This is a genomic window from Streptomyces sp. SID5643 (genome assembly GCF_009872555.1).
Lineage (GTDB): Bacteria > Actinomycetota > Actinomycetes > Streptomycetales > Streptomycetaceae > Streptomyces > Streptomyces iakyrus.
On the sequence record NZ_WWIC01000216.1, the window covers coordinates 23,530 to 39,650 of the forward strand.

A 16,121-nucleotide genomic window follows, 5' to 3' on the forward strand; every position below is an offset into this window, starting at 1 on the left:
CGGGTCAGTCCGCGAACGCCGTCAGGACGCCGTCCTGGGCGGGCGCGAACACGCGGCCTCCCTGGGTCGCGAGGCCGGGGTTGACCCAGCCGCGCCAGTCCTCCTCCGCGAGTACGTTCTCCATCGGGTGCGGCTCGGCCCACAGCCGGTAGGACCAGACCACGGCGCCGGTGCGCTCGGTCAGGACCACCAGCTTGCCGTTGCCGTCCTGGACGTAGACGTACCCGCCCGCGACCAGCCGGACGGTCGCGGCCCCACGCGGGCTGCGGTAGCTCCAGGACGTCTTGTACGTCGTCGTACTGATCGCCTTCACGACGCCCCGGTGGGCCACGTACACCCGGCCCGGACCGAACGCGGGAGTGGCGTCGGCGGGGAAGGAACGCAGGACGGCACCGGTCTTCTGGTCGTAAGCCACGGTCCGCTCGTCGTCGGCGTCGTCGCTGCGCAGCCACAGCGCCCCGGCGCCGCGCGCGATCGGGTTGCCGCCGAGCGCGAGCAGGTCGGGTACGTCGTAGCGGCGCAGCTCACGGCCGGTGCGCCGGTCCAGGAGCTGGTACGAGGCGTTGTCGAAGCCGAACCACACGCCGAGGTCGTCGACGACCACCGGCGACCATCCCCAGTCGACGAGCGGAGCACGCCACAGCTCGGCTCCGTCGCTCGGCCGGAGCGCCATCGCCGTGCCCCGTCCGTCCTGGGTGTACAGCGTGCCATCGTACCACGCCGGCGGATACTCGCAGGAGCCGGAGCCGATGCTGCGGCTCCACCGCTGTCCGCCCGTCGCGGGGTCCCAGGCGGTCACGACGCCCCTGCCGGTCTGGGTGTAGAGGAGGCCGCCGCCATAGGCCAGGGTGGCCTTGGGGTCGTTGTCGGCGATCAGCCGCTGGGGCCACAGCCTCTTGCCGGTGGCCGCGTCCAGGCCCACGAGTTCCATGCGCGGGCCGCCGCTCTCCTCCTCCTCGACGGCGTTGACCACCACGAAGACCTTCCCGCCGACCGCCACCGGTGCGGAGACCGCCGAGCCCAGGTCGACCGACCAGGCCTTGGTGAACGGCGGGGCGGCCGTGGCCCCGGTGACGAAGCTGTCGTGGCGGGCGTTGGCGCGGTAGCCCAGTGTGGCGTCCACCGGGCCCGTGATGGCCCTGGCCTTCGCTCCGGCGACCGCCGCAGCGGCCCTGGGGGCCGGGTCGGCCGCGGGTGCCCGAGTGGCCGCGCCGCCGGGACCGGCGCCGACGGCCAGGACCGCCAGCGCCGTCGCCACCACGCAGCTCGATCTCGCCCGGACGCGCCTCGCGGAAGTGCCCATGGAAACCCCCCTCGGGTCGAAGATGTGGGCCGGTGCACCGGCCGCCGCTCCGCATACCCGAGGAATGGAGAACAACTCCCCTGCGACGAGGGGAACTTGGGACGCGTTTGATCCATGGCGCCCCGCCCGGCACAAGCGATTCACATGCCCGTGATTCTTGTGAAGAAACATGGAAATTCGACTGTGTGTTCGTCTATGTGCAGGGCACCAGAGGGAGCGGAGGTTGATAACCATGGTTCCCCTGCTTCTCGTCCTGCTGCTGGCCCTGGTCCTGTTCGGTGCGGGCTTCGCACTGAAGGCCCTGTGGTGGATCGCGGTGATCGTGCTGGTCCTGTGGCTGCTCGGCTTCGTGCTGCGCACCGCGGACAGTGGTGGCCGCCGAGGCCGCTGGTATCGCTGGTAGACCGGCGAATCGCCGCCTCGCGGCGAGCGAAACGTCAGGAATGGGGTAGACGAAAATGGCCCGGTTCTCTTCCAGGAAAGGCGTTCCTTTTCCATGGCCGATACGCAAGACGTCGTAGAACTCATCCTTCAGGACCACCGCCGCATGGAAGACCTCTTCCGTCGGATGCGCAGCGTCGAGGACGACCGCGCAGGTGCCCTGCGGGAGTTCGCGGACCTGCTGATCGCGCACGCGCAGGCCGAGGAGGCCGAGGTCTATCCGGCGCTGAAGCGGTACAAGAACATCGATGACGAAGAGGTCGAGCACGGCGAGCACGAGCACGACGAGGGCAACGAGGCCCTCCTGGCGCTCCTCCAGGTCGAGGAGGTCGGCTCCGACGAGTGGGACTCCAAGCTCGAAGAGCTGGTGGAGGCCGTCACCCACCACGCCGACGAGGAGGAGCGCACCATCCTCAACGGCGCTCGGGAGAACGTCGCCATGGAGCGGCGGGAGGAGCTCGGCCGGGCGTTCCGGCAGGAGCGTGAGCGTCAGCTGAAGGCCGGTTGCGGCTCCGTGGAGAACGTGCGCAAGCTCGTCGAGTCCTGAACCGGCATGCCGGCCCTGATGGTCACCGCCCGCGGGCGGTGACCATCAGGGCCGGTTGCTGTCGCGGACGCCCCTAAGGGGGTGTCGCGTGCCGCGCAGCCGATGTCCCGTGCCGGCAGCCGCCCCGTGGCGAGGTACGCGTTGACCGCGGCGTCGGCACACGCCGACCCGTACACCCCGTACACCGCGTGCTGGTCGGCCCCGTCCAGGGTGACCAGACGCGAGGAGGGCCACATCGCGCGCACGGCCTCGGCGCCGTCGTGGGAGGTGCGCGGGTCCCCGGTGGCGTTCACGAGGAGCGCCGGCAGATCGCCCCGGATCCTGGTGGGCCGCTCGCGCGGCCGGTCCCAGAAGGCGCACGGGTTGATGTTGTTGGTGACGGGCGCGAACAGCGGGTCCCCGGCACGGGTGCGCTGGACGTCGCGCCAGTAGCTCCCGGGATCACGCGGCGCGGCGTTGTCGCCGCAGATGATCGCCGTCTGCGCGCTGCCATAGGGGGAGTCGGTGCCGGTCAGCATGAACTCCAGCACCCCGGCGAGCCACGGCGACGGCGTCACCCGCTCCCCGCGCGCGGCCCGCAGCATGTCCCGCACGCCTTGGGCGAAGTCCCCGTAGGCGGCGTCGTTGTGCTGAGAGAGGCCGTTGAAAGCGACGAGTGGCATGACGTGCTCGTCCAGCCGGTGCTCGCCGAGCCGCAGCGGGGTGCGGGCCGCGATGGCCCGGATCCGCTCCACCGTCGCCAGCACCTCGCCGCGCGTACGGCCCAGCCCGTAGGCCGTGTCGCGGGCGGCTGCCCAGGAGGCCCAGCCCCTCAGGGCGTGGCGGTTGGCCGGTTCGGTGCCCCGCAGGAGCCGGGTGTTGTAGCGGTCCGGATCGATGACGCCGTCCAGCACGACCCGGTCCGTGCGGCCCGGGAACATCGAGGCGTACACCTCGCCGAGGTAACTGCCGTACGAGTAGCCCAGGTAGGAGATCCGCCGCTCGCCGAGCGCGGCCCGGACGACGTCCATGTCGCGGGCGGTGTTGCGGGTCGTGGCGTGCGGGAGTGCGTCGCCCGCGTGGGCGCGGCAGCGGTCGGCGAGGTCCTTCGAGAAGGCCGCCGTGCGGTCGAAGCCGGCCCGGTCCTCACCCGCACCGCGCCATGCCGATCCGGTCGGCCAGCGGCAGTCCAGCGGGGTGCTGCGGCCGATGAAACGGGGGTCGACGCCCACCACGTCGTACCGCGCGGCCACGTCCTTCATCGCAGCGCGCACCCAGGGCGGATCGCCGAGCGAGGGTCCGCCGGGGCCGCCGCCGTTGAGGAGCAGGGGACCGACGCGGCGGGCGGTGTCCGTGGCGCGGATCCGGGACACGGCCACGGTGATCGTCCGGCCGTCCGGGTCGGAGTAGTCCAGCGGTACGGTCACGTCGGCGCAGCGGGCGCCCGCCTGCGCCAGTTCCTTGCCGGTGGTGTCGTCAGGCCCGAGCAGGCAGCTCTTCCAGGTGAGGTGCTGCCGGTGGTAGCGGGCGAGAGGGTCCGGGGCCGCCTCGGCCGTGGCGGGCAGTGCGGTGACGGCCAGTGCGGCGGTCGTCAGGGCGAGGACGGCTCTTCTCGCGGTTCCCGGGAAGCGGCATAACACGTGGGGATCCTTTCTGCGGCCGGTGTCCCCTCGGCGGGCCGGCAGGAACATGCCGCCGAGGGGTGCTGTGCGACAGAACGGTAGGGACGGCCCGCCGTCCGATCACTCCGGCAGGCAGCCGGTTCGTGGTGGGGCCACCCCCAGCGGCGAAGCGGGGGAATGCCGTTTCCATGGCGGGGGTGGCCAGCCGAAACTCCGCCCCAAGCTGGGACAATGCTCGGGCAGACCTTGTGCAGGTCGCCGCAGGGGGGTTGTCCAGACATTCGCTCGCGCCTAGGGTCCCTTCGAGTGCAAGCGCTTTCCAAGCGCATGTCCGCAGGCTGTCCGAGGAGCGCCGCATGTCCTTGTCCCCCACCCGCCGCCGCGTGGCCGTCGTCGGCACCGGAGCCATCGTCAGCGGCAGCCATCTGCCGGCGCTGCGGGCCCACTCCGACCGGGTGGAACTGGTGGCCGCCGTCGACGTGGACCAGGAGCGCCTCGACGCCTTCCGCGAGCTGGCCGGTGAGCAGGTCGCCGGGTACACCTCGATGGACGCCATGCTGGACGCCGTACGCCCCGACCTCGTCCTGATCGGGACGCCGCCCTCCCTGCACCGGAGCCAGACGGTGGCCGCACTGAAGGCGGGCGCCTGGGTGCTGTGCGAGAAGCCGCTGACCCTGTCGCTCGCCGAGTACGACGAGATCGCCGCCGCCGAGGAGGCCTCCGGCGCGTACGCGGCGGTCGTCTTCCAGCACCGCTACGGCTCCGGTGCCGTGCACGCCCGCGAGCTGATCACGAGCGGCGCACTGGGTGCCCCGCTGGTCGCGCACTGCCAGACGACCTGGCACCGGGACGCCGCCTACTACGCGGTGCCGTGGCGCGGGAAGTGGGCCAGCGAGGGCGGCGGCCCGACCATGGGCCACGGCATCCACCAGTACGACCTCCTCCTGCACCTGCTCGGCGAATGGGAGGAGATCCGGGCCATGGCCGCGCGCCTGGTCCACGACACCGAGAGCGAGGACGTCTCCACCGCCCTGGTGCGGTTCCGCAGCGGCGCCCTCGCGACCGTCGTCAACAGCGTGCTCTCCCCGGACGAGGTGAGCCGCATCCGCATCGACTGCGCGGACGCCACGGTCGAGCTCACCCACCTGTACGGCCACGGCAACGACAGCTGGGCCTACACCCCGGCCCCGCACGTGGCCTCCGAGCGCGCCACGGCCTGGCGCACCCCGGCGGCCGACGTGCCCAGCTCGCACACCGCCCAGCTGGGCACGCTCCTCGACGCCTACGACGACGGCACCCGGCCCCCGGGCAGCGGCCGCGACGCCCGCGCCACCCTGGAGTTCGCCGCCGCCCTGTACAAGGCGGCGTTCACCGGCAGCTCGGTGCACGCGGGGGAGATCGGCCCCGGTGACCCCTTCTACGAGGCCATGCACGGCGAGTACCCCGACTGGGCCCCCAAGGAGCGCGCATGACCATCCGCGTCACCCACACGCACGGCGAGGACATCGCCGTCACCGCAGGCGGCACGGAGATCCTCCGCTACGTCTACCGCCCCGACCCGGACCCCTTCGAGGCCCGCAAGCCCTACGCCCACCCGGTGCGCACCCTCTCGGGCCGCACGGTCACCGGCTACCGCCCGAACGACCACCGCTGGCACAAGGGCCTGCAGATGACCGCGAGCCATCTGTCCGGCCAGAACTTCTGGGGCGGCAACTGCTACGTCCACGGCCAGGGCTACCTCCCCCTGCCCGAGCGCGTCGGCTCGATGCGGCACGACGGCTTCGCGGACCTCACCGTCGAGGACGACCGCCTCGCCTTCACCGAGAACCTCACCTGGATCGAGAACGGCGGCGAGGAGTGGGCGCGCGAGGTGCGCGGCCTGACCGTCCACTCGGTGGACGAGGAGGCCGGTTCCTGGGCCCTGGACTGGTCGATCCGCCTCACCAACACCCGTTCCCGGCCGCTGGTCTTCGGCTCCCCGACGACCGCGGGCCGCGAGATGGCCGGCTACACCGGACTCCAGTGGCGCGGCCCGCGCGACTTCACCGGCGGCACGGTCTTCGCCCCGGACACCGACGCCGACGCGGGCAAGCTGATGGGCACCCAGGGCCCCTGGCTCGCCTTCACCACCGAGCACGACGACGTCGACGGCCACTCCACCCTGGTCTTCGCGCACGCGCCCGAGAACCTCGACGGGACGTCCGCGATCCACGAGTCGCACTGGTTCGTCCGCTCCGAGCCGTTCCCCACGGTCGCGTTCTCCTGGGCCTTCTTCGAAGAGTTCGAGCTGCCGCCGGGCGAGTCCTTCGCCTACCGCTACCGGCTGGTGGTCGCCGACGGCGCCTGGGACCGCGACCGGGTCGGCACCCACCTGGAGGGCCTGGCGTGGTGAGCGAACCCGCGCAGGCCGGACTCCCGCACCCGCTGCCCGGCGCGATCGGCCTGTCGCACCTCAGCGCCTACGACTGGGAGGCCGTCGACGGCGTCTGCGGCGGCAGCCCGCACCTGCACCTGGTGTGCACGGAGGCGTACGTCGTCACCGGCGGCCGGGGCGCCGTCCAGACGCTGAGCCCCGGCGGCTACCGGGACATCCCCCTCGAAACCGGCTCGATCGCCTGGTTCACGCCGGGCACCGTGCACCGCATGGTGCAGGGCGGCGATCTGCGCATCACCGTGCTGATGCAGAACAGCGGCCTCCCCGAGGCCGGGGACGCCGTGTTCACCTTCCCGCCCGAGGTGCTCGCCGACCCCGACCGGTACGCGGCGGCGGCTGCTCTGCCGCCCGGCACCGGGCCGGAGACGGCTGCGGCCGCGCGGCGCCGCAGGGACCTGGCCGTCGAGGGCTACCTGGGGCTGCGCGAGGCCCTCGTGGCCGGCGACAACGGCCCGTACCTGGAATTCCAGAGCGCCGCCGCCCGGCTCGTCCGCGACAAGGTGCCCACGTGGCGGAAGCTGTGGCGGGAGGGCGCCCTGGCCACCGCGGAGCGCACCGGCGCCCAGCTCGACGCCCTGGCCGCAGGTGATCCCGCCCACCTCGGCGAGGCCGCCGCCCACGAGGCCGCGCCCACCCGACTCGGCGGCTTCGGCATGTGCGGCCGGCGTGACGAGTACGCGCTGCCGGGCACCACGCTGCCCTACCAGGGGGAGTAGCAGCAGGAGGACCTGAGGGGGGCTCAACCGAAACTCCGTATCGAGAGGAGTGATCTCGGCATGCCCGGAAACAGGACAAAGGGGTTCTGCGCGTCGGCCGTCGCACTGGCACTGTGTGCCGTGCTGGCGGGCTGCGGAGGATCCGGGGAGTCCGCAGACGGCGGCAAGGTGGTGCTGCGCTACACGTGGTGGGGCAACCCCGACCGCGCGGAACGCACCGAACGGGCCGTCGCGTTGTTCGAGCAACAGCACCCGAACGTCGACGTGACGACGTCGTTCTCCGGCTACGACGCCTACAAGCAGAAGCTCGCCACCCAGGCCGCCGGCGGTGACGCCCCGGACGTGATGCAGCTGGACTACCGCCAGATCGACCAGTACGCCTCCGGCGGAGTCCTGCTCGACCTCGCGCGACAGAAGTCGGTCCTGCGCACCTCCGAGATCGACCCGGGCCTGCTCGCCACCGGCCGCGTCGACGACGTCCAGTACGCGATCCCCCAGGGCCGCGGCACCGAGACCGTCGCCTACGACGTCCGGACCTGGAAGAAGTCAGGTGTCCCGCTGCCCGGCGCGAGCTGGACGTGGAGCCAGTGGGCCGACACCATGCGGGCCCTCGCGAAGAAGACGGGCAAGCCAGGGGCGACCGACCCCGGCCAGAGCGAGGACGCCTTCGAGGTCTGGCTGCGCGGCCAGGGCAAGGCCCTCTACACGAAGGACGGCGGGCTCGGCTTCACCGCCGCCGACCTCACCCGCTGGTGGACCTTCACCGACGAGCTGCGCCGCGAGGGCGCCGTCTCGCCCGCCGAGCAGACCACCCAGCTCGACGGCTCCGTGGAGAACACCCCGCTCGGACGCGGCACGTCCGTCACCGACGCCAACTGGGACGCACCGGCGAGCGGCTTCGTCGCCCTGATACCGACCGGCGTCGCCCTCGCGCCCATGCCGTCCGGCGAGGACGGCACACCCGGCCAGTACTTCAAGCCGTCCATGTTCCTGGGCGTCTCGGCCGGCACCGGCCACCCGAAGGAGGCGGCCCGGCTCGTCGACTTCATGATCAACGACCGGGAGGCCGCGAAGATCCTCGGCGCGAGCCGTGGCATCCCCGTCAACGAGACGATCCGCGCCGAGACGGGCCCCCAGCTCAAGGACTTCGACAAGACCATCGCCACCTTCCAGGCGTCCCTGGAGGGCAAGCTCAAGGACCCGCCCCAGGCCCCGCCCTCGGGCGACAACGCCCTGCAGAGCACCTTCCAGCGCGACTACGACCAGGTGTCCTACGAGCGCATGTCGCCCCGCGAGGCGGCCGAGAACTACGTCACCGAGGCGAAGGCGGAGCTGAGGTCATGACCACCACCGCGATCCCCCCGGAGGCGAGGCGCGCCCCGGCCACCGCCCCGAAGCGCGGCCCCAAGCGCGAACGCGAGGGCGCCGCCTGGGTGTTCCTCTCACCCTGGGTGCTCGGCGCGATCGTCCTGACACTCCTGCCGATGGCCGTGTCGCTGTACCTGTCGTTCACCGACTACGACCTGTTCACCCCGCCGCAGTGGGTGGGCCTGCGCAACTACGTGCAGATGTTCACCGAGGACCCGCGCTACTGGCGCTCGGTGGTGACGACCCTGACGTACGTCCTCGTCGCCGTGCCGCTGCAACTCGCGCTCGCCCTGGTCGTCGCCCTCGCCCTGAAGGGCATGAAGCGCGGCAAGGGCTTCTACCGCTCAGCGTTCTACGCGCCCTCCCTGCTGGGCGCGTCGATGTCCATCGCGCTCGTGTGGCGGGCGGTCTTCAATGACGGCGGCACCGTCGACAACCTGCTCGGCACCGGCGGCTGGGTCAACCAGCCCGGCTGGGCACTGCTGGCCGTGGCCCTGCTGACGGTGTGGCAGTTCGGCGCCCCGATGGTCATCTTCCTCGCCGGGCTCCAGCAGATACCCGCCGAGCTCTACGAGGCGGCAGCCGTCGACGGGGCCGGGAAGTGGCGGCAGTTCCTGTCCGTCACGGTGCCGATGCTGTCCCCGGTGCTCTTCTTCAACCTGGTCCTCCAGACCATCCAGGCCTTCCAGGTGTTCACCCCCGCCTTCGCCGTCAGCGCGGGCAAGGGCGGACCGGCCGACTCGACCCTCGTCTACACCATGTACCTCTACGACCGCGGCTTCGTCGCCTCCCACATGGGCTACGCCTCCGCCATGGCCTGGGTGCTGCTCCTCGTGATCGGCGTCGTCACGGCGGTGCTGTTCCGCACCTCGCGCTCCTGGGTCTTCTACGCCTCCGAGGGGGACCGGTGACCTCACCTGCCGTTGCCCGCAAGCCCGTCCGGTGGGGCCGCCTCGCCCTGCACGTGGGCTGCCTGGCCGCCCTGCTCGTCATGCTGTACCCGCTGGCCTGGCTGCTGGCCACCTCGCTCAAGCCCGCCGACGAGGTCATCGCCAGCCTCGACCTGCTTCCCGGTCACCTGGAGTGGTCGAACTACAAGACCGCGCTCGACGGCGTGAACGACGTCTCCATCTGGCGGCTGCTCGGCAACTCCCTGCTCATCGCGGGCGGCGCGGTTCTCGGCAACGTCATCAGCTGCTCGCTCGCCGCCTACGCCTTCGCGCGCCTCAGGTTCCGCCTCCGCGGGCCGCTGTTCGCCTTCATGATCGCCACGATCATGCTGCCGCACCACGCGGTGCTGATCCCGCAGTACATCATCTTCAACCAGCTCGGTCTGGTGAACACCTACTGGCCGCTGATCCTGCCGAAGTTCCTCGCCACCGAGGCGTTCTTCGTCTTCCTCATCGTGCAGTTCATGCGCGGGCTGCCGCGCGAGCTGGAGGAGGCGGCCCGCATCGACGGCTGCGGGCCTTTCCGCAGCTTCTTCCAGGTCGTGCTGCCGCTCACCCGGCCGGCCCTGATCACCACCGCCATCTTCACGTTCATCTGGACCTGGAACGACTTCTTCACCCAGCTCATCTACCTCTTCGACCCGGACAAGTTCACCCTCACCCTGGCGCTGCGCTCCTTCGTGGACGCCTCCAGCACCTCCGCGTTCGGCCCGATGTTCGCCCTGTCGGTGATCGCGCTGCTGCCGATCGTGCTGTTCTTCCTCGCCTTCCAGCGTTTCCTGGTGGAGGGCATGGCCAGCTCCGGAGTCAAGGGGTGAGCGGGATGCCGACACGTGAGACGGGCGAGGTGTTCGGCCCGCGCATGACCCTGTTCGCCGACGTGCTGAGCGTCGGACTCGCCACGGCAGTGGCCTGTCTGCCCCTGGTCACGGTCCCGGCCGCGCTGTCGACGGCGTGTGCCGTGCTGCGCGGGGGCGGGCAGGACCAACCCGTCACGGCGGGGCGGTACGTCGCCCTGCTGCGGCGGCGGTTGCGCGCGGGTGACCTGGTGGCGGGGGCCGTTGCCCTCGCGGGCCTGCTGCTGCTCGCCGCCGACCTGGCGCTGGCCGGGGCCGGGCTGCCGGGGGCGTCGCTGTTCGCGGTGGCCGCCGCAGCGATCGGCGCGTGCGCTGCGGTGATCGGCCTGCGGGCCTGCGGTCGCCCCGAGTCGCTCACCGACTGGCGGGCGGCGGTGCGCGGGGCGGGCCGGGACGCCGTCACGGACGTGGGCGGCAGCGGTCTGGTCCTGCTCGCCGTGGCGACGGCCGCACTGTGCGCCTGGATGCTGCTGCCGCTGGCCTTCCTTGTGCCCGGGCCGCTGGCCCTGGCGCTCACCGCCGTCGACGTACGCCGGTCCGCCGCGCGGCTTCCTGCCCAGCCGACTCCGGCTCCGGAAAGGCCGGGAGGCGCTGCCGGGCTGTGAGCCTTCGGTCGACGGCGTGTCAGCGCATGTCCCCCGGGCGCGGGGCACGAGCCCCGCGCCGTCCGGAACCGCAGCTGACGACACTGCACGGCCGCCCCCGAGCACGTGTCCGGGTCAGCGACGCCGAGCGAGGGGGTCGCACCGCATCGACACCAGCTGAATCCGGCCTCAGTCGCGTACGAGCCCGCCGATGCTGATCCGCGGCCAGGAACGGGCTGCCGCGAGAAGGGCCTGCGTCTTCGCCGAAGGGGTGGCCGCTGCCGCCGCCAGGGCCGCCGCCGCGCTCGCGATGCCGAGGACCGCACCCGCTGCCACGTCGCCCGGGTAGTGCACGCCGGTGTGGACGCGTGAGTAGCCGACGGCGCTCGCCAGCGCCCCGAGCGGTACCGCCGCGGGCGGCATGACCACGCCGACGGCGGTGGCGAAGGCGACCGCCGACGCCGTGTGCCCCGACGGGAACGAGGCCGAGGTCGGCATCTTGACGTGCCGGTCCACCGTCACCCGCGCTGCCTCCCGGTCGGGCCGCGCCCGGCGCACCAGGCGCTTGCCGAGCAGATTGGCGGAGGCCGATGCCACGGCGATCGCGCCGACGCCGGCCAGGGCGGCCTTGCGCGGCCGCTTCCCGCTCAGGGCCAGGACCGCGGCGATCCCGAACGAGATCTTGGAGTGATCGGCCGCGTGGGACAGGTGGCGCAGCGTCCGGTCCAGGGTCGGCGTGGGGGTGGCGGCCACCGCCGCGTACAGGGCGCCGTCCACGGCCCTGAGGTCGCCGAACACGGCGCTCAGGAGCCGGCCGGCCCCGCCCTCGGACTCCCGGGCGGTTCGGAGCGGACGGGGGGCGTCCGCGTCTGTGATCGTCGGATCGGTCATGTGCTTCTCCCCGCAGTGGCCTTCCCCAGCAAGGTACCGGCTCACGCCCGGCGCACGCTCGGCGCCCCTGCGAGCCGGTACCTCCCGAGTGCCCGGACGGCGGACGGCCACCCCCGTGAGCCGCCACACTGAGCACATGTCACCTCTGCCCCGCCGGCTCCTGCGCGCGCTGGATCGTTTCCACGCCGCCCGCCCCTGGGACCACAACGCCCACTTCCACCCCTGGATCCTGCGCCGGCTCCCCGAGCGGGTGGGCAGTGCCCTGGATGTGGGTTGCGGCACCGGTGACCTGACCCGGCTGCTGGCCCGCCGGGCGCAGCGCGTGCACGGCATCGACGCCGACCCGGAGATCACGGCCCGGGCGCGGGAACTGACTCCGGCGACGGCCCCGGTGACGTACACGGCGGCCGACGCGCTGACCGGGCTGGGCGAGCGGCCGTACAACGTCATCACCTGCGTCGCCGCCGTCCACCATCTGCCCTTCGAACAGGCGCTCAGGACTTTCCGCGACCATCTGGCGCCCGGTGGCACCCTGGTGATCGTCGGCGTGGCCCGGGAGCGGACGCCCGTCGACCATCTGCTCGGCATCGTGTCGGTCCCGCTCAACGTCGTCATGGCCCTGCTGAAGAGCCGGGGCCGCCCGGTGCCCCGCCCGGTCTCGATGACCGCCCGCACCCGTCCGGCGGACCTGTCCTTCACCGAGATCGCGCGCGAGGCCCGGGCGGTCCTCCCCGGCGTCCGTCTGCGCCGCCGTCTGCTCTGGCGCTACACGCTGGTGTGGCGCCGCCGGTGACCCGACGACGCCTCAGCCGGCGGCCCGGAAGGTGCGCAGCCGCAGCGAGTTGCCGACCACGAAGACCGACGAGAACGCCATGGCCGCCCCGGCGATCATCGGGGTGAGCAGGCCGGCCGCGGCCAGTGGCAGTGCCGCCACGTTGTAGGCGAAGGCCCAGAACAGGTTCGAGCGGATGGTGCCGAGCGTGCGGCGGGCGAGCCGGATGGCGTCCGCCGCGGCCCGCAGGTCGCCACGGACGAGGGTCAGGTCGCCGGCCTCGATCGCGGCGTCCGTGCCGGTGCCCAGGGCGAGGCCCAGATCGGCCTGGGCGAGGGCCGCCGCGTCGTTCACGCCGTCACCGACCATCGCCACCGACCGGCCCTCGGACTGCAGCCGCTTCACGACGTCGACCTTGTCCTGCGGGAGCACCTCGGCGATGACCTCCTCGATGCCCACCTCCCGGGCGACCGACCGGGCCACCGCCTCGTTGTCCCCGGTCAGCAGGATCGGCGTGAGCCCGAGCGCCCGCAGCCGGCCGACCGCCTCCGCGCTCGTGTCCTTGACCGCGTCGGCCACCTCCAGCACCGCACGCGCCGCACCGTCCCAGGCGACCGCGATGGCCGTGCGCCCGGCCTCCTCGGCCGTGGCCCGGGCCCGGGCCAGCTCCTCGGGAAGCCCCATCGCCCAGTCGGCCAGCAGCCGCTCCCGGCCGACGAGCACCGCGTGGCCCTCGACGACGCCCTGCACACCGAGCCCGGCCACATTGGCGAAGTCCTCGGGCGTCGGCAGCGCACCCAGCTTCTCCAGCGCCCCGTCGGCGACGGCCCGGGCGATCGGGTGCTCCGAGGAGTGCTCCAACGCCCCGGCCAGTCGCAGCACTTCGGCCTCGTCCGTGCCCTCGGCGGTGTGCACGGCCAGCAGGGTCATACGGCCGGTCGTGACCGTGCCGGTCTTGTCCAGGACGACGGTGTCGACCCGGCGCGTGGACTCCAGGACCTCCGGGCCCTTGATGAGGATGCCCAGCTGGGCGCCCCGCCCGGTGCCCACCATCAGCGCGGTCGGCGTGGCAAGACCCAGGGCGCACGGGCAGGCGATGACGAGGACGGCGACCGCCGCGGTGAAGGCGGCCGTCAGCCCGGCGCCATTGCCCATCCAGAAGCCCAGCGTGCCCAGCGCGAGGGCGATCACCACCGGCACGAACACGGCGGAGATCCGGTCCGCGAGCCGCTGCGCCGCGGCCTTGCCGTTCTGCGCGTCCTCCACGAGCCGGGCCATCCGGGCCAGTTGTGTGTCGGCGCCCACGCGCGTGGCCCGTACGACGAGCCGCCCGCCGACGTTGATCGTGGCGCCCGTGACCGGGTCGCCCGAGCCGACCTCCACGGGCACGGATTCACCGGTGAGCATCGAGGCGTCCACGGCGGAGGATCCCTCGACGACCGTCCCGTCCGTCGCGATCTTCTCGCCGGGCCGGACCAGGAAGCGGTCGCCGGCCTTCAAGTCCGTGACGGGAACGGTCTCTTCACGATCGTCGTCCCGCAGCACCGTGACGTCCTTCGCGCCCAGCTCCAGCAGCGCCCGCAGCGCCGCACCCGCCTTGCGCTTGGCACGGGCCTCGAAGTAGCGCCCGGCCAGGATGAAGGCGGTCACGCCGGCGGCGGCTTCCAGGTAGATGTTCCCGGCGCCGTCCGTCCGCTCGATGGTCAGCTCGAAGGGGTGCGTCATGCCCGGCGTCCCCGCGGTGCCGAGGAACAGCGCCCACAGCGACCACAGGAACGCTGCCGAGGTGCCCACCGAGATCAGGGTGTCCATGGTGGCCGCCCCGTGCCGCGCGTTGGTGAACGCCGCCTTGTGGAAGGGCCACGCCGCGTACGTCACGACCGGCGCCGCCAGGGTGAGCGACAGCCACTGCCAGTACTCGAACTGCAACGCCGGAATCATGGCCATGGCCACCACGGGGACCGACAGCACCACGGCCGTGACCAGGCGCTCGCGCAGCGGCCGCAGCTCGTCGGTCGCAGGAGCCTCGTCGGTCGCCTCCGCGGGGGGTGCGGGCTCCTGCGCGGTGTACCCGGTCGCCTCGACGGTGGCGACGAGGTCGCCGACGGAGACGCCGCCGGAATAGCTGACCTTCGCCTTCTCGGTCGCGTAGTTGACGGTGGCGGTGACCCCGTCCATGCGGTTGAGCTTCTTCTCGACGCGCGCCGCGCAGGAGGCGCAGGTCATGCCGCCGATGACGAGCTCCACCTCGGCGTTCGTGCCGGTCGTCGTACCCGTGCTCATGGCTCAGACCCTCCCGGTCAGCTCGTAGCCGGCCTCGTCGACGACCTCGGCGATCACGCCGTCGTCGGGCTCGGCGGCACTGGTGACGGTGACGTGGCCGCTGCCGAGGTCGACCTCGACGCCGCTGACGCCGTCCAGCTCGCCGATGACCTTGGTCAGCGTGGCCTTGCAGTGGCCGCAGGACATCCCGGACACGGCGTAAGTGGTGGCGGGCATCGGTGCCTCCTCTGAGTGAACGAACAAGTGCGGAGATACGGGGTGGGGGTACCCCTCCGTCGACTTCATGTATACCCCCGAGGGGTATACGATGCAAGCGTCGGCACCACTTGACTCGGTACCCCCTAGGGGTATGGTGAACTGCATGGAGGCCCCGCATTCGAGCGGGAGGCCCGGTACCTGAAGGAGCCGACGCCATGAACACCGGACTGAGGATCACCACCTTCGCCGCCGCGCTGGCAGCGACCTTCGGCGCGGCCTACGGCGTCGGACAGGGCGTCGGCCCGGTCGTCGCCGACAGCCCGCCGAAGCACGAGGGCGAACACACCCGGCCCGCGCCGGAAGGGGAGAAGGGCGGCGGCCACGCCGGCCACGACACGCCCCCGGCCGGCGGGCTGCAGATCTCCGAGGGCGGCTACACCCTCGACCTCCGGACCCCGCGCGTCACCGCGGGCGAACAGACCGACCTGCGCTTCACCGTCCGGGACGGCGACGGCCGCGCGGTCACCGCCTACCAGCGCGAACACGACAAGGAACTGCACCTCATCGTGGCCTCACGCGACCTGGTCACCTACCGCCACCTGCACCCCACCCGCGCCGCCGACGGCACCTGGAGCACTCCCGTGGACCTGCCCCGCGCGGGCGGCTACCGCGTCTTCGCCGACTTCACCCCGGCCGGGAAGGGCGCTGAGAACCTCACCCTCGGCGCGGACCTCGCCGCCTCCGGCCCCTACCGTGCCCGGCAGCTGCCGCCGGAGAGCACCACGGCCCGGGTCGACGGCTACGAGGTGCGGCTGACCGGCGCCCTGCGCCCGGGCAAGGCGAGCGAACTGAAGCTGAAGGTCCTCCGCGGCGGCAAGCCCGTCACCGACCTCCAGCCCTATCTCGGCGCGTACGGCCACCTGGTCGCCCTGCGCTCCGGCGACCTCGCCTACCTGCACGTCCACCCGAACGGCGAACCCGGCGACGGCACGACCCGGCCCGGCCCGGACATCTCGTTCACCGCCACGGCCCCCAGCTCCGGTTCCTACCGCCTCTTCCTCGACTTCCGGCACGACGGGAAGGTCCACACCGCGGCCTTCACCGCTCGGGCCGGGGGAGCGGCGCCCGACTCCGGTACCCCCGAGGGGCATGCGGACGACGGTCACGGACACTGAG

16 protein-coding genes are annotated in these 16,121 nt (G+C 72.5%); 11 read left to right on the top strand and 5 right to left on the bottom strand.

Annotation, left to right across the window (positions count from 1 at the left end; translation table 11 throughout):
• Positions 1-4: 4 nt before the first annotated feature.
• On the bottom strand, positions 5-1,303 hold the full coding sequence (locus GTY56_RS24270; protein WP_161367448.1) for a PQQ-binding-like beta-propeller repeat protein: 1,299 nt from the start codon (positions 1,301-1,303) through the stop codon (positions 5-7).
• Between the two features lie 232 nt (positions 1,304-1,535).
• Here GTY56_RS24270 and GTY56_RS24275 point away from each other — a divergent pair, with 232 nt between their 5' ends.
• Both GTY56_RS24275 and GTY56_RS24280 read left to right on the top strand, forming a co-directional pair.
• Positions 1,536-1,706 (top strand): DUF5670 family protein, encoded by a 171-nt coding sequence (locus tag GTY56_RS24275; protein WP_161367449.1) that lies wholly within the window; start codon positions 1,536-1,538, stop codon positions 1,704-1,706.
• Positions 1,707-1,799: 93 nt separating this feature from the next.
• Positions 1,800-2,291 carry a hemerythrin domain-containing protein gene (locus GTY56_RS24280; protein WP_161367450.1) on the top strand — a complete coding sequence of 164 codons (492 nt, stop codon included), beginning with the start codon at positions 1,800-1,802 and terminating at the stop codon, positions 2,289-2,291.
• Here GTY56_RS24280 and GTY56_RS24285 read toward each other — a convergent pair.
• On the bottom strand, positions 2,234-3,910 hold the full coding sequence (locus GTY56_RS24285; protein WP_346345560.1) for an alpha/beta hydrolase: 1,677 nt from the start codon (positions 3,908-3,910) through the stop codon (positions 2,234-2,236). The two genes, GTY56_RS24280 and GTY56_RS24285, sit on opposite strands and share 58 nt — an antisense overlap.
• A gap of 338 nt (positions 3,911-4,248) precedes the next feature.
• Here GTY56_RS24285 and GTY56_RS24290 point away from each other — a divergent pair, with 338 nt between their 5' ends.
• Genes GTY56_RS24290 through GTY56_RS24320 form a run of 7 tightly spaced genes read left to right on the top strand, consistent with a single transcriptional unit; the run spans position 4,249 to position 10,822 of the window.
• Complete coding sequence (locus tag GTY56_RS24290) at positions 4,249-5,364, top strand: Gfo/Idh/MocA family protein (RefSeq protein ID WP_161367452.1); 1,116 nt, start codon at positions 4,249-4,251, stop codon at positions 5,362-5,364.
• On the top strand, positions 5,361-6,284 hold the full coding sequence (locus GTY56_RS24295) for a DUF6807 domain-containing protein (protein WP_161367453.1): 924 nt from the start codon (positions 5,361-5,363) through the stop codon (positions 6,282-6,284). Before GTY56_RS24290 ends, GTY56_RS24295 begins: the two co-directional genes overlap by 4 nt.
• Positions 6,278-7,042, top strand: a complete 765-nt coding sequence (locus GTY56_RS24300) for a cupin domain-containing protein (protein ID WP_161367454.1) — start codon at positions 6,278-6,280, stop codon at positions 7,040-7,042. The genes GTY56_RS24295 and GTY56_RS24300 overlap by 7 nt, the downstream gene beginning before the upstream one ends.
• A gap of 60 nt (positions 7,043-7,102) precedes the next feature.
• Complete coding sequence (locus GTY56_RS24305) at positions 7,103-8,386, top strand: ABC transporter substrate-binding protein (RefSeq protein WP_161367455.1); 1,284 nt, start codon at positions 7,103-7,105, stop codon at positions 8,384-8,386.
• The gene (locus GTY56_RS24310; protein WP_161367456.1) at positions 8,383-9,321 is read left to right on the top strand and encodes a carbohydrate ABC transporter permease; all 939 of its coding nucleotides are present in this window, start codon (positions 8,383-8,385) and stop codon (positions 9,319-9,321) included. The genes GTY56_RS24305 and GTY56_RS24310 overlap by 4 nt, the downstream gene beginning before the upstream one ends.
• The gene (locus GTY56_RS24315; RefSeq protein WP_161367457.1) at positions 9,318-10,178 is read left to right on the top strand and encodes an ABC transporter permease subunit; all 861 of its coding nucleotides are present in this window, start codon (positions 9,318-9,320) and stop codon (positions 10,176-10,178) included. Before GTY56_RS24310 ends, GTY56_RS24315 begins: the two co-directional genes overlap by 4 nt.
• Positions 10,179-10,183: 5 nt before the next feature.
• Positions 10,184-10,822 (top strand): hypothetical protein, encoded by a 639-nt coding sequence (locus GTY56_RS24320; protein ID WP_161367458.1) that lies wholly within the window; start codon positions 10,184-10,186, stop codon positions 10,820-10,822.
• Between the two features lie 168 nt (positions 10,823-10,990).
• On the opposite strand, the gene GTY56_RS24325 is transcribed toward GTY56_RS24320, so the two are convergent.
• Positions 10,991-11,692, bottom strand: coding sequence for a phosphatase PAP2 family protein (locus tag GTY56_RS24325; RefSeq protein ID WP_161367459.1), 702 nt, complete (start codon positions 11,690-11,692; stop codon positions 10,991-10,993).
• A 136-nt stretch (positions 11,693-11,828) separates the two neighbouring features.
• Here GTY56_RS24325 and GTY56_RS24330 point away from each other — a divergent pair, with 136 nt between their 5' ends.
• The gene (locus GTY56_RS24330) at positions 11,829-12,485 is read left to right on the top strand and encodes a class I SAM-dependent methyltransferase (protein WP_161367460.1); all 657 of its coding nucleotides are present in this window, start codon (positions 11,829-11,831) and stop codon (positions 12,483-12,485) included.
• A 12-nt stretch (positions 12,486-12,497) separates the two neighbouring features.
• Here the strand turns inward: GTY56_RS24330 and GTY56_RS24335 are convergent, their stop codons facing one another.
• Together GTY56_RS24335 and GTY56_RS24340 are read right to left on the bottom strand one after the other, a co-directional pair.
• A complete protein-coding gene (locus GTY56_RS24335) occupies positions 12,498-14,747 on the bottom strand; it encodes a heavy metal translocating P-type ATPase (protein WP_161367461.1) in 2,250 nt (749 codons plus the stop codon).
• Between the two features lie 3 nt (positions 14,748-14,750).
• Positions 14,751-14,963 (bottom strand): heavy-metal-associated domain-containing protein, encoded by a 213-nt coding sequence (locus tag GTY56_RS24340; RefSeq protein ID WP_161367462.1) that lies wholly within the window; start codon positions 14,961-14,963, stop codon positions 14,751-14,753.
• 197 nt (positions 14,964-15,160) lie between these two features.
• Between GTY56_RS24340 and GTY56_RS24345 the strand changes: the two genes are divergently transcribed.
• Entirely contained in the window at positions 15,161-16,120 is a 960-nt protein-coding gene (locus GTY56_RS24345; RefSeq protein ID WP_161367463.1) for a DUF8832 domain-containing protein, read from the top strand.
• The last annotated feature ends 1 nt before the right edge of the window (position 16,121 follow it).

What these genes read in the sequence shown, in the direction of transcription:
- GTY56_RS24335 (WP_161367461.1), bottom strand. Translation starts at nt 14,747, where the DNA reads ATGAGCACGGGTACGACGACCGGCACGAACGCCGAGGTGGAGCTCGTC.
- GTY56_RS24345 (WP_161367463.1), top strand. Translation starts at nt 15,161, where the DNA reads ATGAACACCGGACTGAGGATCACCACCTTCGCCGCCGCGCTGGCAGCG.
- GTY56_RS24310 (WP_161367456.1), top strand. Translation starts at nt 8,383, where the DNA reads ATGACCACCACCGCGATCCCCCCGGAGGCGAGGCGCGCCCCGGCCACC.
- GTY56_RS24275 (WP_161367449.1), top strand. Translation starts at nt 1,536, where the DNA reads ATGGTTCCCCTGCTTCTCGTCCTGCTGCTGGCCCTGGTCCTGTTCGGT.
- GTY56_RS24295 (WP_161367453.1), top strand. Translation starts at nt 5,361, where the DNA reads ATGACCATCCGCGTCACCCACACGCACGGCGAGGACATCGCCGTCACC.
- GTY56_RS24305 (WP_161367455.1), top strand. Translation starts at nt 7,103, where the DNA reads ATGCCCGGAAACAGGACAAAGGGGTTCTGCGCGTCGGCCGTCGCACTG.
- GTY56_RS24325 (WP_161367459.1), bottom strand. Translation starts at nt 11,692, where the DNA reads ATGACCGATCCGACGATCACAGACGCGGACGCCCCCCGTCCGCTCCGA.
- GTY56_RS24280 (WP_161367450.1), top strand. Translation starts at nt 1,800, where the DNA reads ATGGCCGATACGCAAGACGTCGTAGAACTCATCCTTCAGGACCACCGC.
- GTY56_RS24320 (WP_161367458.1), top strand. Translation starts at nt 10,184, where the DNA reads ATGCCGACACGTGAGACGGGCGAGGTGTTCGGCCCGCGCATGACCCTG.
- GTY56_RS24330 (WP_161367460.1), top strand. Translation starts at nt 11,829, where the DNA reads ATGTCACCTCTGCCCCGCCGGCTCCTGCGCGCGCTGGATCGTTTCCAC.
- GTY56_RS24340 (WP_161367462.1), bottom strand. Translation starts at nt 14,963, where the DNA reads ATGCCCGCCACCACTTACGCCGTGTCCGGGATGTCCTGCGGCCACTGC.
- GTY56_RS24270 (WP_161367448.1), bottom strand. Translation starts at nt 1,303, where the DNA reads ATGGGCACTTCCGCGAGGCGCGTCCGGGCGAGATCGAGCTGCGTGGTG.
- GTY56_RS24290 (WP_161367452.1), top strand. Translation starts at nt 4,249, where the DNA reads ATGTCCTTGTCCCCCACCCGCCGCCGCGTGGCCGTCGTCGGCACCGGA.